Source organism: Streptomyces sp. NPDC050988, assembly GCF_044456225.1.
In the GTDB taxonomy this organism is placed as follows: Bacteria; Actinomycetota; Actinomycetes; order Streptomycetales; family Streptomycetaceae; genus Streptomyces.
In genome coordinates, this window is sequence record NZ_JBITFQ010000001.1 from 532,218 (window position 1) to 554,435 (window position 22,218).

The 22,218-nt window shown below is 70.5% G+C and carries 19 protein-coding genes; 6 read left to right on the top strand and 13 right to left on the bottom strand.

Annotated elements, in window-relative coordinates:
• Positions 1 to 76 precede the first annotated feature (76 nt).
• Positions 77 to 538: a universal stress protein gene (locus ACIBEI_RS02355; protein WP_200394483.1), complete on the top strand. Its 462-nt coding sequence runs from the start codon at positions 77 to 79 to the stop codon at positions 536 to 538.
• Positions 539 to 655: 117 nt separating this feature from the next.
• Here ACIBEI_RS02355 and ACIBEI_RS02360 read toward each other — a convergent pair whose 3' ends face one another.
• Positions 656 to 1,828: a CapA family protein gene (locus tag ACIBEI_RS02360; RefSeq protein ID WP_398884205.1), complete on the bottom strand. Its 1,173-nt coding sequence runs from the start codon at positions 1,826 to 1,828 to the stop codon at positions 656 to 658.
• Positions 1,829 to 2,114: 286 nt separating this feature from the next.
• Here ACIBEI_RS02360 and ACIBEI_RS02365 point away from each other — a divergent pair, with 286 nt between their 5' ends.
• The 3 genes from ACIBEI_RS02365 (at position 2,115) to ACIBEI_RS02375 (ending at position 4,178) form a co-directional block, all read left to right on the top strand.
• On the top strand, positions 2,115 to 2,660 hold the full coding sequence (locus ACIBEI_RS02365) for a sigma-70 family RNA polymerase sigma factor (protein WP_055617217.1): 546 nt from the start codon (positions 2,115 to 2,117) through the stop codon (positions 2,658 to 2,660).
• A 135-nt stretch (positions 2,661 to 2,795) separates the two neighbouring features.
• Entirely contained in the window at positions 2,796 to 3,311 is a 516-nt protein-coding gene (locus tag ACIBEI_RS02370; RefSeq protein WP_055617218.1) for a hypothetical protein, read from the top strand.
• Positions 3,312 to 3,506: 195 nt separating this feature from the next.
• The gene (locus ACIBEI_RS02375) at positions 3,507 to 4,178 is read left to right on the top strand and encodes an anti-sigma factor family protein (protein WP_398884208.1); all 672 of its coding nucleotides are present in this window, start codon (positions 3,507 to 3,509) and stop codon (positions 4,176 to 4,178) included.
• Positions 4,179 to 4,262: 84 nt separating this feature from the next.
• Here ACIBEI_RS02375 and ACIBEI_RS02380 read toward each other — a convergent pair whose 3' ends face one another.
• The 3 genes from ACIBEI_RS02380 to ACIBEI_RS02390 form a co-directional block, all read right to left on the bottom strand.
• A complete protein-coding gene (locus ACIBEI_RS02380) occupies positions 4,263 to 5,126 on the bottom strand; it encodes an Fpg/Nei family DNA glycosylase (RefSeq protein WP_398884210.1) in 864 nt (287 codons plus the stop codon).
• Positions 5,127 to 5,223: 97 nt separating this feature from the next.
• Entirely contained in the window at positions 5,224 to 7,299 is a 2,076-nt protein-coding gene (locus ACIBEI_RS02385; protein WP_398884212.1) for a SpoIIE family protein phosphatase, read from the bottom strand.
• Between the two features lie 99 nt (positions 7,300 to 7,398).
• The gene (locus ACIBEI_RS02390) at positions 7,399 to 8,517 is read right to left on the bottom strand and encodes a DUF6777 domain-containing protein (protein ID WP_398884214.1); all 1,119 of its coding nucleotides are present in this window, start codon (positions 8,515 to 8,517) and stop codon (positions 7,399 to 7,401) included.
• 127 nt (positions 8,518 to 8,644) lie between these two features.
• Here ACIBEI_RS02390 and ACIBEI_RS02395 point away from each other — a divergent pair, with 127 nt between their 5' ends.
• Positions 8,645 to 10,066: a lipase maturation factor family protein gene (locus tag ACIBEI_RS02395; RefSeq protein WP_398884216.1), complete on the top strand. Its 1,422-nt coding sequence runs from the start codon at positions 8,645 to 8,647 to the stop codon at positions 10,064 to 10,066.
• On the opposite strand, the gene ACIBEI_RS02400 is transcribed toward ACIBEI_RS02395, so the two are convergent.
• The 8 genes from ACIBEI_RS02400 to ACIBEI_RS02435 form a co-directional block, all read right to left on the bottom strand.
• A complete protein-coding gene (locus tag ACIBEI_RS02400) occupies positions 10,054 to 10,923 on the bottom strand; it encodes an amidohydrolase family protein (RefSeq protein WP_398884218.1) in 870 nt (289 codons plus the stop codon). The genes ACIBEI_RS02395 and ACIBEI_RS02400 overlap by 13 nt on opposite strands.
• Positions 10,920 to 11,234: an L-rhamnose mutarotase gene (locus tag ACIBEI_RS02405; RefSeq protein ID WP_398884220.1), complete on the bottom strand. Its 315-nt coding sequence runs from the start codon at positions 11,232 to 11,234 to the stop codon at positions 10,920 to 10,922. Before ACIBEI_RS02405 ends, ACIBEI_RS02400 begins: the two co-directional genes overlap by 4 nt.
• A 10-nt stretch (positions 11,235 to 11,244) precedes the next feature.
• A complete protein-coding gene (locus tag ACIBEI_RS02410; RefSeq protein WP_398885074.1) occupies positions 11,245 to 12,261 on the bottom strand; it encodes an aldo/keto reductase in 1,017 nt (338 codons plus the stop codon).
• 20 nt (positions 12,262 to 12,281) lie between these two features.
• On the bottom strand, positions 12,282 to 13,037 hold the full coding sequence (locus ACIBEI_RS02415) for an SDR family NAD(P)-dependent oxidoreductase (protein WP_398884222.1): 756 nt from the start codon (positions 13,035 to 13,037) through the stop codon (positions 12,282 to 12,284).
• Positions 13,034 to 14,386 carry an L-fuconate dehydratase gene (locus ACIBEI_RS02420; RefSeq protein ID WP_398884224.1) on the bottom strand — a complete coding sequence of 451 codons (1,353 nt, stop codon included), beginning with the start codon at positions 14,384 to 14,386 and terminating at the stop codon, positions 13,034 to 13,036. The genes ACIBEI_RS02415 and ACIBEI_RS02420 overlap by 4 nt, the downstream gene beginning before the upstream one ends.
• Before the next feature lie 124 nt (positions 14,387 to 14,510).
• Positions 14,511 to 15,548 (bottom strand): ABC transporter permease, encoded by a 1,038-nt coding sequence (locus ACIBEI_RS02425; RefSeq protein WP_398884226.1) that lies wholly within the window; start codon positions 15,546 to 15,548, stop codon positions 14,511 to 14,513.
• Complete coding sequence (locus tag ACIBEI_RS02430; protein ID WP_398884228.1) at positions 15,541 to 17,043, bottom strand: sugar ABC transporter ATP-binding protein; 1,503 nt, start codon at positions 17,041 to 17,043, stop codon at positions 15,541 to 15,543. The genes ACIBEI_RS02425 and ACIBEI_RS02430 overlap by 8 nt, the downstream gene beginning before the upstream one ends.
• A complete protein-coding gene (locus ACIBEI_RS02435; protein WP_398884230.1) occupies positions 17,040 to 18,125 on the bottom strand; it encodes a sugar ABC transporter substrate-binding protein in 1,086 nt (361 codons plus the stop codon). The genes ACIBEI_RS02430 and ACIBEI_RS02435 overlap by 4 nt, the downstream gene beginning before the upstream one ends.
• Before the next feature lie 166 nt (positions 18,126 to 18,291).
• Between ACIBEI_RS02435 and ACIBEI_RS02440 the strand changes: the two genes are divergently transcribed.
• On the top strand, positions 18,292 to 19,014 hold the full coding sequence (locus ACIBEI_RS02440; RefSeq protein WP_398884232.1) for a FadR/GntR family transcriptional regulator: 723 nt from the start codon (positions 18,292 to 18,294) through the stop codon (positions 19,012 to 19,014).
• Between the two features lie 181 nt (positions 19,015 to 19,195).
• Here the strand turns inward: ACIBEI_RS02440 and ACIBEI_RS02445 are convergent, their stop codons facing one another.
• A complete protein-coding gene (locus ACIBEI_RS02445; protein WP_398884234.1) occupies positions 19,196 to 22,213 on the bottom strand; it encodes an alpha-mannosidase in 3,018 nt (1,005 codons plus the stop codon).
• Positions 22,214 to 22,218 lie beyond the last annotated feature (5 nt).

Sequence of the window (22,218 nt, forward strand, 5' to 3'; positions counted from 1 at the left end):
CGGGCCGCCTGTCGAGCGCGGCCATGCGCGATCCCGGACGGCTACGGGAGCAGCCGGTTCCGATAGCCTCTGCGCCGTGACGGAACAGCACCCCCACCAGTTCGAACGGGGAACCGACGGGCCCAAGGTCATCGTGGTCGGCGTGGACGGCTCCGACTCGTCCCTGCGGGCCGCCGCCTACGCCGCGGGGCTGGCCCGGCGCCAGCGGGCGCTGCTCGCTCTGGTGTACATCCAGCCGGTGATGGCGGCCGGTGCCGCGCTCGGGGTTCCGGTCGCCGAGACGACCGACCAGATCGCCGAGGAGCTGGTCCGGGAGATCCGGGACGCGACCGAGCAGGTCAAGGGCATATTCGATGTGCGCTGGGAGTTCCACACCTTCCGCGGCGACCCGTACAACGGACTCGTCTCGGCGGCGGACCAGCTGAAGGCGGACGCCGTCGTGGTGGGCGCCTCCGAGCAGGCGGGCCACCGGATCGTCGGTTCCGTCGCGATCCGCCTGGTGAAGGCGGGGCGGTGGCCGGTGACGGTGGTGCCGTAGAACGCCGGACGGGGCGAGCGGTGCCGTCGGTGCGGGCGCCGGGGGTACGGAACGCGCTCCCCAGGCGCGCACGCCCGCGAGGCGCTTCAACGCGCCCCGCTGCTTCACCTACTTCACCTACTTCGACGGCTTCCCCATGACGAGGCCGTCGGCGGCCGCGCCCCGGCTGAGGACGACGCGGCGGATCCGGTCGCGCACAGCGGTCACGTCGGCTCCTTGGCCGATCGCGCTGTTGAGGTCGACCACGCGGCCCGAGTCGACGTCGAACCACTGGGGTACGAATTCGGCCTTCTCGACCCGCCAGCGGTCGCCGGACTTCTCCGGCGGGGCGAAGGTGAAGCGGCCGATCGTGCTCTCGTTGCCGCGGGGATCCTGGGCGCCACCGTGGTTGGTCATCCTGCCGGCGATCTGGTCGCCCATCCCGTAGATCACCCAGGTTCCGTTGACCTTCTCGTACGCCTGGGGGACGTGGGCGTGGGTGCCGAGGATCAGGTCGATGTCCGGACGGCCGTCCGTGCGGGCCCCGGTCAGCCGCTTGCTCAGTTCCAGCTGCTGGGCATCGGGCTCGTCCTGCCATTCGGAGCCCCAGTGCAGGGACACGACCACGACGTCGGCGCCCGCCTCCCGGGCGGCCCGGGCGTCCGTGACGATCCGGCCGGGGTCGATGAGGTTGACGGCCCAGTGTGCGCCGGCCGGGAGCGGGAAGCCGTTCGTGCCGTACGTGTACGCGAGGTGGGCGACCTTGGCGGTGCCCGTCTGCATGATCGTGGGCGCGCTCGCCTCGGCGGCGCTGCGGGCGGACCCGGCGTGCCGCACCCCGGCCCGGTCGAGCGCGTCGAGGGTGCGGTGGATACCGGCGGCGCCGTCGTCCAGGGTGTGGTTGGAGGCGGTCGAGCAGGCGTCGTAGCCGGTCGCGGCGAGGCCCTCGGCCACCTGCGGCGGGGATTTGAAGGTGGGGTAGCCGGTGTAGTCGCCGTCCGCTCCGTACACCGTCTCCATGTGACAGATCGCCAGGTCGGCGCGGGCCACGACGGGTTTGACCCCCGACAGCATGGGGCGGAAGTCGTAGCCGTACCCGCCCGCGTCGGCCCTCGCCCTGTCGATGATCGAGCTGTGCGGGAGGACGTCACCGGAGGCGACGAGTGTGAAGCCCTGCGCCGACGCCCCGCCCGCGACCGGGCTCCCCCGGCGTTTCGGCCCGTCCTGCCCTTGACAGCTCGCGACAACGGCGGCGCCGCACAGGACCGCGAGGACCGTTGTCGCCTGTCGGGTGCGTGCTGTCCTCGCCATTCTCGGCCTCGTTCCAATGCGGCTCAATACCGCTCAATGCGGTCGTATGTAAGTACGAACCGATATGTATCCGGATAAGAGTGCGGACGCGAGTCGAGAAGGCGCCACCGTCACTACCCCGAACGAGGTTCCAGGACGGGGCCATTGGGGCGAACCGAGATGCGGAGGCGGAGCCTTCCGTCCCGGTTGACCGTTCGTCGTACCGTTCGTCGACGGGTTCGACCGTCTGCCGACGAGCCGTGTCCGTGGCCTGTCCCGGCGGGGCGCCCTGCGCTGGCATACGGCCATGACGGCCGCCACGACCATGACCAGCAGGACGACCGCCGAGCACGAGCTGGCCGAATTGCAGCGGGAGCACGGCGCACCGCTCTTCGCCCTGATGCTGAGGCTCTCCGACGGAGACCGCCAGCGTGCCGAGGATCTGGTGCAGGAGACGTTCGTACGCGCCTGGCAGCATCCCGAGGCGCTGCGCGCCGACGACTTCGAGTCAGTACGGCCCTGGCTGCTGACGGTGGGCCGGCGGCTGGCCATAGACGCGCGGCGGGCCCGTCAGGCGCGGCCCGCCGAGGTCGGGGACGCCGTACTGGAGAGCGCGCGGGTCGCGGCCGATCACGCGGAACGCTCGGTGGCGACCCTCGATGTGCGAGAGGCTGTGAAGACACTCACTCCGGAGCACCGTGAAGTCCTGGTGCAGGTGTATTTCCGGGGGGCGAGTGTGGCAGAGGCCGCCGAGGCCCTGGGGATTCCGCCCGGTACCGTGAAATCTCGCGCGTACTACGCGCTGCGCGCCCTGCGCCGGGTTCTTCCGGGATACGCGGCCGACCTGCGGTGAAACCGAAGGCCGAGTCAAACCTCCGTAAAGCGCCTTGCCGAGGACCATGGTTGAGCAATCAGCTGTCCTCATCCGTGTTCCGGAATGGGGCCCGGGGTCGGGCGACGCGCACGCACCGGAGGAAGGCAGGAAGGGATGCTGCACAGAGGTCAAGAGAGCACGGACGGCGCGGGCGGTGGTGAACTCACCGTCCCCATGGCGTGGTTGTACGCCGAGTACATCGCCGACGAACTGCTGCGGACGGGCGACCTGATGCCGCCGACGTCCTTCGAGTTCCGCGCCGGGCGCGACGCCCTGGCGCTCACCATCTTCCTGTCGGACACGAGCGGCGAGCTCTCCGGCATCCGGGTCGTCTCGCAGCTGGAGACGTGGCTGTCGCTGACGGCGTACGACCAGCCGTGGCAGGACTGGGTGCGCGAGCGCATGGCGGGACTCGCGGCCGAGGCGATCGACGCGGGTGGTCCGGCGCCGGACCTGGACCTGGCGACGGCGGCCTGGCGCTGGCTGGAGGAGACCGAGCTGCTCGCGCCCGATCTGGACGCGGTGCCGGGCGGCGGTCCGGTGATCGGGGAGGACGACGGCCCGAAGGTCTGGACACCCGCCTGGCAGCTGGGGCTGCCTCTGGGGCACCTGGCGATCCATCTTTTCTGAGCGATTTTCCGACAGACCTCCCCTCCATCTACCCTGACCAGTTTTTTTCTGAACCTCGACCAATCCGCGGGCCCGTCCGCTCCGAATCTCTCGGTTCGTTTCCTACGGGACTTGAGTGATTCGGCGGTCTCCTGCGTACCGGTGGGCAAGCAACTACTCCCCGCACACACACCCCATCGGCACCGAGGATTTGGTATGAGGTCGCTGGAACGCCACCGCGACGTCGGCGCATATGCGCTCGGCGTGCTGGACGAGGCGGATGCCTTCCGCTTCGAGGACCACCTCACGGAGTGTCCCCAGTGTGCGGTTCAGATACATGAACTGGCAGCCACCACACGGTCGTTGCGGGCATACGCCCAGGCGACGCCACGTGCGGTGCATCCCATGACGCAGGCCGGGCCGGCCCTGCTGGACCGGCTCCTGGACGATGTCGCGTCGACACGCCGCAGCGGACGCAGGCGGTGGCTGTACGCGGTCGCCGCGGCCGTGGCCATCGCCGTGGGCGGTCCCGCGGTGGCGGTCTTCACCGGGGACGAGTCCTCCGGCGGGCAGACGGTCGCGGCGACCGACCCGTCGTCGGGCGTATGGGCCGAGGTCACCACCCTGAACCGCGCCTGGGGCAGCGAAGTGGACCTGAAGGTCAAGAACGCGCCGAGTCTCCTGCGCTGCCAGCTCGTCGCCATCGGCCGCGACGACTCGGAGCAGGTCGTACTCAGCTGGACCGTGCCCGAGAAGACCGGCGAGACCGCCGAGGGCAAGCCGTCCGAGCCCATGCAGGGCGCGGCGGCCATGCATCCCGGCGAGGTCGTCCGCTACGAGGTGCGCAACCCGGACGGAAAGGCCCTGGTGACGCTCAAGGCCCCCTGAGGCGCGGGCGCCTGACGGGCCCCTACGCGGGTCCTGAAGGCTCCTGCGCGGGTGCCTGACGGCCGGTCACGGCCCCGCCGTGGGCTACTTCAGGAACTTCGACATCCTGCGGTCCGCGAGGGGTTTGCCGCCCGTCTGGCAGGTCGGGCAGTACTGGAGGGACGAGTCGCTGAAGGAGACCTCGCGGATGGTGTCGCCACAGACCGGGCAGGGCTCTCCGGTGCGGCCGTGGACCCGCAGTCCGCTCTTCTTCTCGGCCTTCAGCCGGCCCGCGGCCAGTCCGTGGGAGCGCTCGACGGCGTCGGCCAGGGTCGTCCGCAGGGCCTCGTACAGCCGCTCCGTCTCCTCCGGCGTGAGGGTCGAGGCGAGCTTGAAGGGCGACATCTTCGCGGCGTGCAGGATCTCGTCGCTGTAGGCGTTGCCCACCCCCGCGATCAGGCTCTGGTCGCGCAGGGCACCCTTCAGCTGCCGCCGCTCGCCGTGCAGGAGCTTCGCGAAACGGGTCTCGTCGAAGTCGTCGGCCAGTGGGTCCGGGCCGAGCCGGGCGACACCCGGGACCTCACCCGGATCCCGTACGACGTACACGGCCAGCCGCTTCTGGGTGCCCGCCTCGGTGAGGTCGAAGCCCTCGCCGGTCTCCAGGGCGACGCGCATCGCCAGCGGGCCCTTGCCTGGCCGCGGTGGCCCGTCCGGAAGCCGGTCCTTCCAGTGCAGCCACCCCGCCCGTGCCAGATGCGTCACGAAGCGCGGCCCGCCGTCCGTCTCCAGGTCCAGAAACTTCCCGTGCCGGTGCACGGCCACGACCTCGCGCCCTTCGAGGGCGCTCAGCGGCGGCTCGTACGTCTTCAGCACACTGATCGCGACGGGCAACACCCTCACGATCTCGTGACCGACCAGATGATCACCCAGAAAGTCCTTCAGGGCTTCGACCTCAGGCAGCTCCGGCATAAATCCAGGGTGCCACCAGCGCCCCGTCAGGGGCGCGGGGAACTGCGCGATCAGCCCCAACGCACCCGCACGTCACAACGCACCCATAAGCCCCCGATCACTTCCGTTCGGGCACCGAGAACTCGCACCACACGCACTTGCCACCACCCCGAGCCTCCACCCCCCACACATCCGCGAGCCGGTCCACCAGCAGCAGCCCCCTCCCGGAGACCCCGGACTCCCCCGCCTCCCGCCGCCGGGGCAACGCGCTGGACGCGTCCTCGACCTCCACACGGAGCCGCCGGTCGAGCCCGGCGAGGACACGCAACGTAACGATGGCGGAGCCCTCCGTGTGCATCAGCGCGTTGGTGATCAGCTCGTCCGCGACCAGCTCGATCTCGTCGGCCCTCTCACCCGCGCCCCAGGCACGTACGGCCGCCCGGATCATGTGCCGCGACTCGGCGAGCGCCTCGGGGTCGCCGGGCCCGACGTGCTGCTGGAGCCGGCCTCCGGGGCGCTGTGCGTCGAGGCCGAGGCGTCGCATCAGGAGCAGCGCCACGTCGTCCTCACCGGCGCGTTCCTCGGCCACGTCGATGAGCCGGTCCGCGAGGTCGCGTACGTCGTCGGGGCCGGTGGAGATGAGCGCGCGCAGGGTCTGCATACCGTCGTCGAGGTCGATCCCGGGCTGTTCGACGAGGCCGTCGGTGCACAGCAGGAGGGTCTGGCCGGGGTCGAGTTCGAGGGTGTTGACCGGGTATTCGAGGCGCCCGAACAGGGCGGAGAGGCCGAGGGGGAGGCCTCCTTCGACGGGCAGTCTGCGGCAGCTGCCGTCGGTGTCACGGACAAGCGGATCGATGTGTCCCGCCCGGACGACCTGCATCACACCGGTGGACAGGTCGGCCTCCGCGTACAGGCAGGTGGCGAAGCGCTCGGTGTCGAGTTCGTGCAGGAAGACGGAGGCGCGGGCCATGACGGTGGCGGGGGTGTGGCCCTCGGCCGCGTAGGCGCGCAGGACGATGCGCAGCTGGCCCATGACGGCGGCCGCGTGCGTGTCGTGGCCCTGGACGTCGCCGATGACGGCTCCGACGCGGCCGCCGGGCAGCGGGATCACGTCGTACCAGTCGCCGCCGATGTCCCGGCCGAGGGAGCCGGAGCGGTAGCGGACCGCGATGTCGGCGCCGGGGACGCTGGGGATGGAGCGCGGCAGCATGGCCTGCTGGAGGCCCTGGGCGAGGTCCTTCTCCTGCTCGTAGAACATGGCCCGCTGGAGGCTCTGCGCGATGCTGCTGCCGAGCGCGACCAGGACGTTGCGGTCCTCCGACGAGAAGCCGTGCCGGTCGTTGTAGAGCAGTCCGATGGCGCCGATGGGTCTGGCCTGGGCGATGAGCGGCAGATAGGCGGCCGAGGTGATCTCCAGCCCTGTGATGTGCGGCCAGAGCAGCGGGTACGAGTCGGCGAACTCCTCCGGCGACTCGATGAAGCGCGGGGCGAGCGTGCGCACGGCCTCGCTCATCGGGTACTGCTCGTCGATACGGGTGACCAGGGTGCCCGGTACGAAGCTGCCCTCGGGGCCCTCGGCCACCAGCCGGATGCGGCCGGCCTCGACCAGACCCATGACAAGGCTCTTCGCACCCAGGTGGGTGACTCCGTGGGTGTCCTTGAGGACGTCGATGACGTCCTGGACGGTGTGGGCGTGCGCGAGGGCCGCGGTGGTGATCTGCACGACGTTCGTCTGCCGGCGGCGGGCCTTGTCCTGGGCGGCCTGCTCGCGGCGGGCCTCGGCCTCGCCGAGTTCCTCCGTGGCGTCGCGGACGATGCCGATGATGCGGCGCGGACGGCCGGTCTCGTCGCGCCGGATGTAGCCCTGGGTGTGGGTCCAGCGCAGGGTGCCGTCCCGGCGGCGGACCCGGAAGTACGCCCCGTAGTTCTCGCTGCCGTCCTTGATGGCCTGGGAGACGTGGGCGTCGAGGCGGCGGCCCTCGGTCGGCGGCACCCGGGGGCTCAGCGACTCGGGGCGGCCGTCGAACTCGTCGGGGCGCACGTCGAAGATCTCGTGGGCCAGGGCATCCATCTGAAAGGTTCCGGTGTCCAGGTCCCAGTCGAAGCTGCCCATGCGGTTGAGCGCCAGGATCGGGTCCGGGTGGGCGGGCCAGTCGTCCGGGAGTGACAGGGCGCTCGCTCCCCGATCAACCATGGGCCCACCTTGCCAGGATTTGGGTGATTCTTCGACCCGTGGGACGACCCCGGGGACCGCTCGGCGGACGGACGGACGGCAGGTTGCGCACGGCCCGGCCTAGTCGGGGACGTCCGTGTCGGGCGGCGTGCCCGTGTCCGTGTCGTCCGGGGGTGACACCAGGTCGTCGGAGGGGTCCGGGGTGGCCGTCTCGGTGACCGTGGGGCAGTCCGAGGGGTCCGGGGACGTGGTGTCCGTGGAGTCGTCCGTCGGAGTGCCCTCGGTGGTGCCGGGGGTGATGGTCACGGTCGGTGTCACGCAGTCGCTCGCGGACTCGTCGGCGCTTTCCGGGGAACTCTCCGACGACGACCCGTCGGGCGACGGCCGATCGGACGGCGACTCGTCCGGCGACCGCGAAGGTCCGTCCGGGCGCGGCCTGTGCGGGTCGACGACGGGCGCGGGCACGATGCGGTCCTCGTCGCCGTGGTGGTCGCCGATCCGCCGCTCGATCCAGGTGTTGTTCTGGATGTTGATGATCGTGATGTTGACGATCACCTGCGGGGCCGGGGTGACCACGATGACCTTGGTGGGCTGGTAGCCGGACCACGGGCGGCCGTTGTGCCCGGGGGTTCCCTGGAGGGCGACCGGGGGCTTGAGGGGGTTCCCGCAGGCGCAGCGCACACGCGGTACGCCCCGGTTGTCGACGAGGACGGCGGTGCCCGTCTGGAGGACGGCCTGGTACTCGGTCGCGCGCCCGTCGCGGAAGCCGTGGTTCGTGACCCTGGTGTCGGCGCGCAGCACGACCGAGGTCAGCCCGCGCAGATGGTCGGGGATGCCTGCCTGGGCGATGCCGGCGGCCCCTGCGAAGGCGCGCGCCTTGACCTGGTCGGCGGTGAGGAAGCGGATCTGCCGGTCGACGTCACAGCTGCCGACGCGCCGGGTTCCTCCGTAGAGGCCCGGCGTGCCGCCGGAGACGGACCGCACACCCTCCGCCGTGGCCGTGGCGTTTCCGGTGGGCGTGGACTGGGGCGTACGGGTGACGGGCGGCGGGGTCGCGGTCGTGGTGGCCGTGGAGTCGGTGAAGGGGTCCGGGCCCTGGTCCGCGACCGGCTGGAGGAAGACCTCCCCGCCGGAGGTGGCGGAGTCGGACGCCTTGTCCCCGTCGCCGCCGCAGCCCCCTGTGAGGAGCGCCGCGGAGAGCGCGCAGGCCGTGACGAGGGTTCTGGTGGGTATACGCACCACGTTCTCCCGTCCGTCCCGGTCCGGCCCGGGCAATATGTCCACCATTGTCTGCGTCGGTTCCGGGAACCCCGCAAGCCGGAGCAAGTCACACAGCGTCACAATGGAAGGGAAGGGAGCGGGCTCCGTGGAGTGGTTCACAGCCCCCGAGTACTGGATGAGCCGGCTGGTCCTCCAGAAGGCTCTGGCCGTGATCTATCTCGTCGCGTTCCTGGGCGCGGCGCTGCAGTTCCGTGCGCTGGTCGGCGAGCGCGGGATGCTGCCGGTGTCCCGGTTCGTGGCGCGGGTGCCGTTCCGGCAGGCGCCGAGCGTGTTCCATCTCCACTGCTCCGACCGCTTCTTCGCGGCCTGGGCGTGGACCGGCTGCGCGGTGTCGGTGGCGCTCGTCGCCGGGCTGGACGGTCTGCTGCCGCTCTGGGGCGGCATGCTGCTCTGGCTGGTGCCCTGGGTCATGTATCTGTCGATCGTGAACGTCGGCCAGACCTGGTACTCGTTCGGCTGGGAGTCCCTGCTCCTGGAGACGGGCTTCCTCGCGGTCTTCCTGGGCAACGACGAGGTCGCGCCGCCGGTCGTGGTGCTCTTCCTGCTGCGCTGGATCCTGTTCCGCGTCGAGTTCGGCGCGGGGCTGATCAAGATGCGCGGAGACGCGTGCTGGCGCAAGCTGACCTGTCTCGACCACCACCACGAGACCCAGCCGATGCCGGGCCCGCTGAGCTGGTTCTTCCACCATCTGCCGAAGCCGCTGCACCGGGTCGAGGTGGCCGCCAACCACTTCACCCAACTCGTCGTGCCCGTCCTGCTGTTCGCCCCTCAGCCCGTCGCCACGGCCGCCGCGGCCCTGATGATCCTCACCCAGCTGTGGCTGATCCTGTCCGGCAACTTCTCCTGGCTGAACTGGATCACGATCGTGCTGGCCCTCTCGGCACTGGAGCTCCCGGGCACGGCCCCGGACGTCCCCGGCGCCCCGCTCTGGTACGAGGTCGTGGTCCTCGCGGTCGCCGCGCTGCTCGTGACGCTGAGCTACCACCCGGTCCGCAACATGATCTCCCGCCGCCAGATCATGAACCGCTCCTTCGACCCCCTCCACCTGGTGAACACCTACGGGGCGTTCGGCAGCGTCAGCCGCATCCGATACGAGGTGGTGGTCGAGGGCACGGCCGACGCCGCACCCCACGAGGACTCCGACTGGCGGGAGTACGAGTTCAGGGGCAAGCCCGGCGATCCCAGGCGCTGGCCGCGCCAGTTCGCCCCGTACCACCTGCGGCTCGACTGGATGATGTGGTTCGCCGCGCTCTCCCCCGCCTACGCCGGAACGTGGTTCGGCGTCCTGGTGGAACGGCTCCTCGAGAACGACCGGGACACGCTGCGTCTCCTGCGCAGCTCCCCGTTCCCGCCGGACGCACCGCCCAGGTACGTCCGGGCCCGCCTCTTCCGCTACCGGTACACGACCTGGCGGGAACTGCGGGAGACGGGCGCCTGCTGGGAACGGACGTACGTGAGGGAGTTCCTGCCTCCGACGCGGCTGGACGTGGTGTCTCAGAGGCGGTAGACGCGCTCGGCGGTGCCCTCGAAGACCTGCGCGCGCTCGTCACTGCCCAGGTCCAGCGTGAGACCGTCGGCCATGAACGAGACTCCGCCGTACGTCGTCGCCAGCGTGCAGACCGGCCAGTCGGAGCCGAACATGAGGCGCCCGGGCCCGAAGGCGTCCAGCACGGTGTCCGCGTAGGGCTTCAGCTCCCGCCGCCGCGCCTGCGCCGACCTCTGCTGCGTCAGGTCCGTCTCCGTCACCATCCCCGACAGCTTGCACACCGTGTTCGGCAGGGCGGCGAGCGCCTTGATGTCGGAGGCCCACGGCTCCAGTTCGCCCGAGGCGATGGGCGGCTTCCCCAGGTGGTCGAGGACGAAGGTGAGACCGGGCAGTGCGGCGGCCGCCCCGGCACAGGCCGGAAGCTGGTGGGGAAGTACCACCAGGTCGTACACGAGCCCGGCCGCCGCCACCGCGCCCAGCCCTCGCTGAACATCCGGGCGCAACAGCCACTCGGGGTCGGGTTCGCCCTGGACCTGATGGCGGATGCCCTTCAGGTACCGGCCCCCCGGCAGTTCTCTCAAGCGGGCCAGTTCGTCGGCCACATCGGGGCTGGTGAGGTCGGTCCAGCCGACGACTCCGCCGATCAGGTCGTGCGCCTCCGCGAGGGCCAGGAACTCCGGGGTCTCCTCCGCCACCGTGACCGTCTGCACGAGGACGGTCCGGGTGACTCCGACGGCACGCGCCTCCGGTTCCAGGTCCTCGACGGTGAAGTTCCTTCTGAGGGGCGCCAGTTCGGGTCCCGCGATCCAGTCCTGGTCCCGTACGGAGAGGTCCCAGACGTGGTGGTGGGCGTCGATGGCGCCCGTGTGTACGGTCATGGCAGCTCCCATACGACCGGCAGCTCCGCCCCGGAGCCCTCGGCCGAGTAGTCGTGCACCACGTCGAGGAGCTGCGCCATCCGGGCCTGCCAGGCGACGTTGACGGGCAGTTGCTCCAGTTCGGCGAGGAGTCGCGGGTAGTCCTCGCACTCCAGGACGTGGAAGAGGTCGGTTCCGCTGCGCCAGATCGTCCAGGAGGAGGCTCCGGCGGCGCGGATCGCGTCCGTGAGCTTCTCGGGAACCTCTCGGTGGGCGGCGTCGTACTCGGCGACGCGGTCGGCGCGGACCTTGGTGTGCAGGGCCACTCTCATGACGGCTCCTTCATGACGGCTCCTTCGGCTTCGACGCGTTCTCGCCGGGCACGGGGGCGTCGGCGGGCAGGAGGTCCGCGTCCCGCACCTCCTGCCAGAAGGCCGCGGGCACGGGCATCGCGAACTGCTCGGCGCAGTCACGGACCTCGTGCGGCGACTTGGCACCCACGAGCACGCTCACAACGGCCGGATGGGCGACGCAGAAGGCCAGGGCGGCGGCGCGCAGGGTAGTGCCGTGCCGGTCGGCCATGGCGCTCAGAGCGAGGGCGCGGTCCAGCAACTCGGCTGGTGCGGCCGCGTAGTTGTACGTCGCGCCCGGCTTCGGGTCCGCCAGCAGACCGGAGTTGAAGGCGCCGCCGATCAACACCGAGGTCCCGCGCTCCTGCGCGGTCGGGAGCAGTTCGGTCAGCGCGCTCTGGTCGAGGAGGGTGTAGCGCCCGGCGCACAGCACCACGTCGACGTCGGTGTCGCGGGCGAAGCGGGTGAGCATCTCGGCCTGGTTCATGCCCGCGCCGATCGCGCCCACCACGCCTTCCGCACGGAGCTTCTCCAGCGCCGGATAGCCCTCCCGGAAGGCCTGTTCGGCGTGGTCGTCCGGGTCGTGGAGGTAGACGACGTCCACCCGGTCGAGGCCGAGCCGTTCCAGGCTGGCCTCCAGGCTGCGGCGTACGCCGTCCGCGCTGAAGTCCCATACGCGGCGGTGGGTGGCGGGCACGGCGAAGCCGTTGGCGAGGTCGTTGGCGAGGTCGTCGCCGCCCGCGTCGCTGGGCTCCAGACGGCGGCCCACCTTGGTCGAGATGGTGTACTCAGACCGGGGGTGCCCGCTCAGGGCCGCGCCCAGGCGGCGTTCGGAGAGGCCGATGCCGTAGTGGGGCGCGGTGTCGAAGTACCGGACGCCCGCGTCCCAGGCGGCGCCCACGGTCTCGTACGCCTGCTCGTCGGGGACCTCTGTGAAGAGGTTGCCGATGCCGGCGGCGCCGAGAGCGAGGGCGGTGATCTCGACACCGCTGCGGCCGAGCGTGTTCACCGGCTCGCTCACCGACCCGCTCACTGGCCCGCCGGACGCAGTCGCAGCCCCTGCATACCGCCGTCCACGGCGAGCGCGGTGCCGGTGGTGGCGCCGGACAGCGGGCTCGCCAAGTAGGCTACGGCGCCCGCGACTTCGGACGCGGTGACGAGGCGGCCGGTGGGCTGGCGGGCTTCCAGGGCGGCCCGCTCGGCGGCCGGGTCCGTCGCGGCGTCCAGGAGGCGGCCGACCCAGGGGGTGTCGACGGTGCCGGGGTTCACGCAGTTGACGCGGATGCCCTCGCGGACGTGGTCGGCGGCCATGGCGAGGGTCAGCGACAGGACGGCGCCCTTGGACGCGGAGTACAGGGCGCGCAGCGGGAGGCCCGCGGTGGCCGCGATGGAGCAGGTGTTCACGATGGCCGCGTGCGAGGACTTCCGCAGCTGCGGCAGGGCCGCCCGGGCGGTGCGGACCATGCCGACGACGTTGACGTCCAGCACGCGGTGCCAGTCCTCGTCGTCGTTGTCCTCGACGGTGCCCTGGGCGCCGATGCCCGCGTTGTTGATCAGCACGTCGAGACCGCCCAGGTCGGCGACCGCGGCGGCGACGGCCCGGCGTACGGACTCGTCGTCGGTGACGTCCGCCTGATAGCCGAGCAGGGGCTTGTCGACGCTGCTGGGATCCAGATCGAGGACGGCGACCTGGGCGCCGCGGGAGGCGAGGAGTTCCGCGGTGGCCCGGCCTATGCCGGAGGCGCCGCCCGTCACCAGGGCCTTGAGGCCCTCGAAGTCGCTCATGCCGCCTGCTCCTTCTGCCGGTCGAGGTCGGCGGCCCAGAAGGTGCCGCCGGGGAAGGTGAACTCCGCGATGGACTCCGGCCGCATGGTCGCCGAGAAGCCCGGTGAGGTGGGTGCCATGTAGTGACCCTCTCTGATCACCACCGGGTCGAGGAAGTGGGCGTGCAGATGGTCCACGTACTCGATCACGCGGTCCTCGGTCGTGCCGGACAGTGCCACGTAGTCGAACATCGAGAGGTGCTGGACCAGTTCGCACAGGCCGACACCGCCGGCATGCGGGCAGACCGGCACGCCGAACTTGGCCGCGAGGAGCAGGATCGCGAGGTTCTCGTTGACGCCGCCGACACGGGCCGCGTCGATCTGCAGGACGTCGATGGCGCCCGCCTGGAGCAGCTGCTTGAAGATGATCCGGTTCTGTACGTGCTCGCCGGTGGCGACCTTGACCGGGGCGATCGCCTTGCGGATCGTGGCGTGGCCGAGGACGTCGTCGGGGCTGGTGGGCTCCTCGATCCAGTACGGGTCGAACTCGGCGAGCGCCTTGGTCCACTCGATGGCCTCGTCGACGTTCCAGCGCTGGTTGGCGTCGATGGCGACGCGGATGTCGGGGCCGACGACGGATCGGGCCACCCGGCAGCGGCGTACGTCGTCCGCGAGGTCCGCGCCGACCTTCAGCTTGATCTGGGTGAAGCCGTCGGCGACGGCCTGGCGGGCCAGCCGGGTGAGCTTCTCGTCGGAGTAGCCGAGCCAGCCGGGCGAGGTGGTGTAGCCGGGGAAGCCGCGCTCCTTCAGCAGCGCGACGCGTTCGGCCGCGCCCTCCCGGCCCTCGCTCAGCAGGCGGAGGGCGTCCTCGGGGGTGAGGACGTCCGCGATGTAGCGGAAGTCCACCTGGGACACGAGCCATTCGGGCGTGGCGTCGGCGAGCAGCTGCCAGAGCGGCTTCTCGGCGCGCTTGGCGGCGAGGTCCCAGACGGCGTTGACGACGGCGCCGATCGCCATGTGCATCACGCCCTTCTCGGGCCCGAGCCACCGCAGTTGGCTGTCCCCGATCAGGTCCCGGCTCAACGCGCCGGGATCCGCGCACAGTTCGTCCACCGGCCGGCCCAGTATGTGCGGGCGCAGCGCCTCGATCGCGGCGACCTGGACGTCGTTGCCCCGCCCGATGGTGAAGGTGAACCCGTGCCCCTCCAGGCCACCGGCCGTGTCGTCGCTGCCTGTGCGCAGCACGACGTACGCGGCCGAGTAGTCGGGGTCGGGGTTCATCGCGTCGGAGCCGTCGAGCTCACGCGAGGTGGGGAAACGGATGTCATAGGTGTCGACCGCGGTGATGCGGGAGGCGGCGGATGAGGACACAGAAGTGCCTTTCGGTCAGGGACGAGGAGGCGGACTGCTGAAGCCCGGTGCACCAGGGCGCGCCCCTCAAGGGGCGCGGGGAACTGCGCGCTCAGCCACAACGGACCCGCGGTGCACACCACACCTAGTCCTGCGCACGGCCGGTGGTAACACGGGCGATCATCAGGGCAACCAGGATGATTCCCCCGTAAATGGCCTGGATCCAGAAGGACGGAACCTGGGCAAGAGTGAGCAAGTTCTGGACCACCCCAAGAAGCAGGACGCCCGTAAGGGCGCCGAACATCGTGCCCTTGCCCCCGTCGAGGCTGATACCGCCGATGACCGCGGCAGCGAACACCGTGAAGATCATGTTCTGACCCTGGTTGGCGTTGATCGCGCCGACATAGCCGGTCTGCATCAGACCGCCCACCGCGGCGAGCGTCCCGGCGACGACGAACACGCCGAGCATCACGCGCTCGACCCGGATGCCGGCCGCGCGTGCCGCGTCCGCGTTGCCGCCGATCGCGTACAGGGCACGCCCCAGGCGGTGGTACTTGAGGAAGAACCCGGCGACGCCGAACGACGCCGCCGCCAGCCACACCGAGATCGGCACGGTCAGGAAGGTGGTGGTGGCCAAGGTGTAGAAGGCGTCGGGCATCCCGAACAGCGTCTTGCCCTCGGTCGCGCCGACCAGCAGACCGCGCAGGATGATCAGCATCGCCAGCGTCACGATGAACGCGTTGAGCTTGAGCTTCACCACGAGGATGCCGTTGAAGCCGCCGATGATCGCGCCCACCACGAGGATCGCGAGCAGGGCGACTCCGGCGGGCAGTTCGGTGCCCCAGCCCGACTGTGCGGCGGGCAGCAGCAACAGCGCGCCGACGGCGGGCGCGATGCCGACGACGGACTCCAGCGACAGGTCGAACTTGCCGGTGATGAGCACGAGCGACTCGGCGAGGACCACCATCGCGAGGGCGGCCGAGGCGCCCAGGATGGAGATGATGTTCTGCTCGGTGAGGAACGCGTCGTTGACGAACGCACCGAGGACGAGCAGCAGCAACAGGGCCGGTACGAGGGCGAGTTCGCGTGCCCTGCGCAGGAGTACGGCCTTGGCGTCGGCCTTGCTCTTGAGTGGCCGTAGGGGGGTGGAGGCCGAGGCCGACGCGGCCTTCGTGTCAGCCATGGTGGTCCACTCCTTCGATGGAGGCGATCAGCTCGTGGTCGCGCCAGCCCGCCGGGTGCTCGGCGGCGACGCGGCCGTGGAAGAGGACGAGGACGCGGTCGCAGCGGCGCAGGTCGTCGAGTTCGTCGGAGACGACGAGGACGGCGGTGCCGTCGTCACGGGCCGAGTCCATGCGGGAGAGCAGGGACTCCTTGGACTTCACGTCGACGCCCGCCGTGGGGTTGATCAGCACCAGCAGCCGGGGATCGGAGGCGAGGGCCCGGGCCATGACGACCTTCTGCGCGTTGCCTCCGGAGAGGTCGGACACGGGCTGGTCGGGCCCCTCGGTGTGGATGTCGAGGCGGTCGATCAGCTCGCCGGCGAAGCCCCGCCTGCGGTCGGTGCCGACGAACCCGTACCGGCCGAGGCGGTCCAGGACACTCATGGTGGCGTTGTCTCCGACAGTCATGCCGAAGACGAGTCCCTGCCCGTGCCGGTCACGCGGTACGCAGCCGACACCGGCGCGCAGGGCGGCCGTCACATCGCCGAACGGCAGCTGCCTGCCCTCCAGTTGGGCCGTGCCGCCGGTCGGCGTGTGCAGTCCCGCGAAGGACTCGGCCAGCTCGATCTTGCCGCTGCCGCTGGATCCGGCGAGGCCGACGACCTCACCACCGCGGACGGTGAGGTCGATGCTCTCGTACGACTCCGAGGTGAGCCCGTGTGCTTCGAGGACGACGGGCGCGCCCGCGTCCACGTCGCCGCGGGATGCCTTCTCCTCCACGGCGGCGATGGACTCCCCCGCCATGGCCTCGACCAGGGCCGCCCGCGGCAGCTCGGCGACCGGGGCCGTGGTGATCCAGCGGGCGTCGCGCAGGACCGTCACGGTCTGGCACACCTCGTACACCTCCTGGAGGTGGTGCGAGATGAACAGGAACGTGACCCCGGATTCCTGGAGCGCGCGCATGCGGGTGAAGAGGCGCTCGATCTCCCGGTTGTCGAGCTGGGCGGTCGGTTCGTCGAGGACGATGAACCGGGCGCCGAAGCTCAACGCCCGGGCGATCTCCACCATTTGGCGGTCCTCGACCTTGAGGTCGGCGGTCCGCGCGTCCGGGTCGACGTGGACGTCCCAGGTGTCGAGGACCTCGGCGGCCTCGGTCTTCAGGCGCCGCCAGCTGATGAAGCCGCCGCGGCCCTGCGGCTGCCGGTTGATGAAGAGGTTCTCGGCGACCGTCAACTCGGGGACCACGGTGGGCTTCTGGTAGACGCAGGCCACCTTGCGCCGCCAGGCGTCCCGGTCGGTGAGGGCGGGCGCGGGCTCGCCGTCGAAGCTGACCGTGCCCTCGTCGGGGGCCTGGAGGCCGGTGAGTACGGTGACGAGGGTGGACTTGCCCGCGCCGTTGCGGCCGACGAGGGCATGGGACTCGCCCGCGTGCACGGTCAGCTGTCCGTCGGCGAGGGCGACCGTGGGGCCGTACCGCTTGGCTATGCCCCGCGCCTCAACGAGTGGTGTGCTCATTTGACCGTGTTGCCCCACAGCTCGGGGTCGTCGACGTTCTCCTTGGTCACCAGCGGCGCGGGCAGCTGGTCCTCCAGGATGCCGCTGGGCAGCTTGACGATCTCGGAGTCGTGGTCGGTCGGGCCCGGCTTGAAGGTCTTCCCCTCCATCGCCGCCTTGATGTAGTACATCCCGTACTTGGCGTAGAGGTCGGCCGGCTGCGAGACGGTGGCGTCGATCTGGCCCTTGCGGATGGCGTCGTACTCCTGCGGGATGCCGTCGTTCGAGACGATCGCGATGTGGCCCTTCTGGCCGACTGTCTTCAGCAGCCCCTTGGACTTCAGGGTCTGCAGCGTGGGCGCGAGGTAGACGCCGCCCGCCTGCATGTAGATGCCCTTGATGTCGGGGTTGGCGTTGAGGAGCGTGTCCAGCTTCGAGGCCGCAGTGTCGGACTCCCACTTCGCGGGGATCTCCAGGACCTTCAGCTTGGGGAACTTCTCCTTGACGCAGGCCCGGAAGGCCTCGGAGCGGTCCCGGCCGTTGACCGAGGCCAGGTCGCCCATGATCTGTACGACCTTGCCGGAGGGGATCTGCTTGCCGAGGTACTCGCAGGCCTTCTCCCCGTACGCGACGTTGTTGGCGCGTACGACCATCGCGACCTTGCCCTTCTCGGGCGCCACGTCCACGGCGACCACGGGCACGCCCTTGCGCTCGGCCTGGTCGAGCCCGGCGGAGATCGCGGCGCTGTCCAGGGGGGCCACGACGAGGCCCTTCACGCCCTGGTTGAGCTGGTTGTTGATGTCCGTGATCTGCTGCGACGGGTCGCTGTTGGAGTTCACGGTCTTGAGGGCGTCGACGTCCTCGGTCTTCGCCATCTTGGGCACGTAGTCGTTGTACGACTGCCAGAACGGCGAGGTCAGCAGGGGCAGGATCACGCCGACCTTGCCGCTGCCGTCGCCTCCGCCGTCCCCCTTGGAGGCCACGTTGTCCTTGGTGCTGCCGCATGCCGCGAGTACGAGCGTGGCGCAGGCGGCAACGGCCGTCGCACGTATCGCCCGTGAGGTGTTTCGACCGTTCCGGTACCGCACTGTTCTGCCGGCCATCTATCGGCTCCTCGTTGAGCGTGATCGAGCAGGTGCCACGCATATTTATCAGACCACTTCCCCCTGACAACACCCCTGGACCGCATTTTTCCCTGGTTTTCATACGTAGTGGTCCGACCACCTGAGTGGTTAGACTGCGGCGCACCCGGCAACAGGAGGACATGGCGTGGACGAGAGCCTGCCCGAGGGGACGACGACGGCTCCGCAGAAGGGGACCGTGACGCAGCGCGCCATCGACCAGATCAAGGCGATGATCGGCGAGGGCCGTCTGGAGCCGGGCGCACGGCTGCCGACCGAGCGGGATCTGGCGTCCCAGCTGGGCATCTCGCGCAGCTCGATGCGCGAGGCGATCCGGGCCCTCACGGTCCTGGGCGTCCTGGAGGCCCGGCACGGGTCCGGGATCTACGTCACGCAGCTGGAGGCCGGGGATCTGCTGGAGACCTTCGGTGTGGTCGCGGACCTCTCCCGAGGCCCGGGGCTGGTCGAGCTTCTCGAAGTGCGGCGCATCCTGGAGTCGACGGCGACCGCGCTCGCCGCCGCACGGATCACCGCCGACCAACTGGCCGAGGTCGAGAAGCACTTGACGGCCATGAACGCGACGGACGACCCGGAGGAGATCCTCTCCCACGACCTGGCGTTCCACCGAGCCATCGGGGTCGCCGCGGGCAACGACACGATGGCGGCGATCCTGGAGGGGCTCTCCTCGCGTACGTTTCGCGCCCGGGTGTGGCGCGGGTACCAGGAGGAGGGGGCGTTCGAGCGGACCCGGCGGGAGCATGCGGCGATCCACCGTGCGCTTGTCGCCCGCGATCCTGAGGCCGCGCGAGCGGCTGCGGCCGCGCATGTGGGTGAGGTTGAGCAGTGGCTTCGGACCCAGCTCCAGCCGTAGGGCTGGAACCAGGTCCGACACTGGGTCGGGGGCATCTGCGGGCCGGTGGGGGCTTGTCGCGCAGTTCCCCGCGCCCCTTACGGGGACGGGGCCGCACCCCGGTCTTTCGCCTTTAGGGGCGCGGGGAACTGCGCGAGCAACCACAGCGCACCCGCAGCACACCCTCAGCCCAAAAGGAACCTCAGACCCGCTTCAGCCTCAGCGTCACCAGCTCGAACGGGCGGAGTTTCAGCGTGAGTCGGCTGCCGTCCCGCTCCGGCGCGACCGCGTCGGCCAGGGGCCGTTCCAGCAGGTCCGTCACCGTGACGGACTCGACCTCGAAGCCCGCCGTGAGGGTGGCCCGGCTGCGGCCGCCGCGCGACTCGTGGAAGCGGACGATCACATCACCGCTGCCGTCGTCGGCGAGCTTCACCGCGGTGACCACGACCGCGTCCTGGGCGACGGCCACCAGGGGCGCGACCTCCGAGGCCCCGCCCACGACCTTCCGCTCGGGCAGGTTGATCCGCCAGCCCTCGCGCACCGCGTCGCCGATCGCGGCACCGGGCACCAGCGCGTGCCGGAAGCGGTGGACGCCCTGGTCGGTCTCGGGGTCGGGGAAGCGCGGGGCGCGCAGCAGCGAGACGCGGACCGTGGTGGTCGTACCACCGTCGTCGCGCACCGCACGCGTCACGTCATGGCCGTACGTCGAGTCGTTGACGACCGCGACGCCCCAGCCGGGCTCCTCCATGTGGACGAACCGGTGGTTGCAGGCCTCGAACTTGGCGGCCTCCCAGGACGTGTTGGTGTGCGTCGGCCGGAAGAAGTGCCCGAACTGCGTCTCGGACGCGTACCGCTCGGCGTGCACGTCGAGCGGGAACGCCAGCTTCAGGAACTTCTCCGTCTCGTGCCAGTCGACCTCGGTGTCGATGTCGAGCCGCCACTCCCCCGGCGCGAGCGACAGCACCTGCGTGACCTTCGACGCCCCGAAGGTCCGTACGATCCGGACGGAGACGCCGTCGTCACCGGGGGTGACCTCGTCGGCGTCGACCAGGTCGGTGACCGTGTTCCGGTAGAACTCGTCGACGTCCCAGGCGTCCCACATGTTGGGGAAGTCGGGGTGGATCTGGAGCAGGTTGGCCGCCTTGCCGGGCGCGAGGGTCTCGCGGTCCGCGGCGAGGTCGAACGCGGAGACCACGAGTCCGCGCTCGTCGATCTCGATCCGCAGCCGTCCGTTCTCGATCACATAGCCGCCGTCCGTGCGCGGCACGAGCGTGCACTCGCCGCCGACAGCCGGGGTCCGCGCTCCGCCGGCGGGCACCCCGTCGCGTATGTGGGGCGCCGAGTTGAAGGCGAGGGCGGTCGTCCCCTCACCGGCCAGCGCGCGCTGGGCGGCGCCGATGATGCCGTTCAGTTCCTCGGCGACCGCCTCGTACGTCTTACGGGCCTCGCGGTGCACCCACGCGATGGACGAGCCGGGCAGGATGTCGTGGAACTGGTGGAGCAGCACCGTCTTCCAGAGTCGGTCCAACTCCTCGTACGGGTAAGTGAATTTGGTCCGGACGGCCGCGGTCGCCGCCCACAACTCGGCCTCGCGCAGGAGGTGTTCGCTGCGGCGGTTGCCCTGCTTGGTCTTGGCCTGGCTGGTGAGCGTGGCGCGGTGCAGCTCCAGGTACAACTCACCGACCCAGACAGGGGCGTTGGGGTACTCGGCCTCCGCCTTCTCGAAGAACTTCTCCGGGGTCTCCCAGACCACGGTCGCCGAGCCTTCGAGGTCCCGGAGCCGGGCCGCCTTGGCGACCATCTCGCGGGTCGTGCCACCGCCTCCGTCGCCCCAGCCGGTCGGCGCGAGGGAGTGCCGGGCGGCTCCCTTGTCCTTGAAGTTCTTCGCCGCGTGGGCGATCTCGCTGCCCTTCATGGAGCAGTTGTACGTGTCCACGGGCGGGAAGTGCGTGAAGATCCGCGTGCCGTCGATGCCCTCCCACTGGAAGGTGTGGTGCGGGAACTTGTTGGTCTGGGACCACGAGATCTTCTGCGTGAGCAGCCACTTGGAACCGGCCGCCTTGATGATCTGGGGCAGTCCGGCGGCGAAGCCGAAGGTGTCGGGCAGCCACGCCTCCTCGTTCTCGACGCCGAACTCGTCGAGGAAGAACCGTTTGCCGTGCACGAACTGACGGGCCATCGCCTCCGAACCCGGCATGTTCGTGTCCGACTCGACCCACATGCCACCGGCCGGCACGAACCGCCCGTCGGCCACCGCCTTCTTGACCCGGGCCCACACCTCGGGCCGGTGCTCCTTCACCCAGGCCCACTGCTGGGCCTGCGACATGGCGAAGACGAAGTCCGGCTCGTCCTCCAGCAGGGCCGTCATGTTGGAGGTGGTCCGGGCGACCTTGCGTACGGTCTCGCGCAGCGGCCACAGCCACGCCGAGTCGATGTGGGCGTGGCCGATGGCGCTGATGCGGTGGGCGGAGGGGACGGCGGGGGCGGACAGCACTCCTTCGAGGTGCGTGCGGGCCGCGGCCGCCGTGTCGCCCACGTTCTGCAGGTCGACGGCGTCGAGAGCCTTCTCCACCGCCCGGAGGATGTCCCAGCGGCGGGCGGACTCCACCGGCAGCTCGGCCATCAGCTCGCCGAGCACCTCAAGGTCGATGACCAGCTGCCACACCGTCTCGTCGAGGACGGCGAGATCCATCCGCTCCAGCTTGTACTGCGGTTCACTGCCCGCCGTCTCCTTGTCGCCCAACTGCGTGGGCAGGAAGGGGTGGTAGTCGAGGATGACGGGGTTGGACGCGGCCTCGACGTGCAGCCGCACCTCCTCGCCACCCTCGACGGGAGCGCCGATCCGTACCCACTGATTGCGCGGGTTCAGGCCCTTCACCGGGGTGCCGTCGGGCCGGTAGACGAGGCCCTCGCACTGGAAGCCGGGCATGTTCTCGTCGAAGCCGAGGTCGAGGATCGCCTCGACGGTCTTCCCGGCCCATTCCTGGGGCACGGTCCCGGTCACCCGGAACCAGCTGGTGCCCCACGGAGCACCCCACCGCGCGCCCGCCTCGATCGGTTCGACCGGGGCGGACAGCCCTTCGTCGACCGGCACGGGCTCGCCGGGCGCGTGCCACACCGCCACTTCCAGGGGTACCGACTCGGGGTACACGGCGGGTCGTATGCGCTCGTCGAGCACACGCTTGAGGCGGGCTTCGACCAGGCTGCGGTCGTCATGCATGTGAG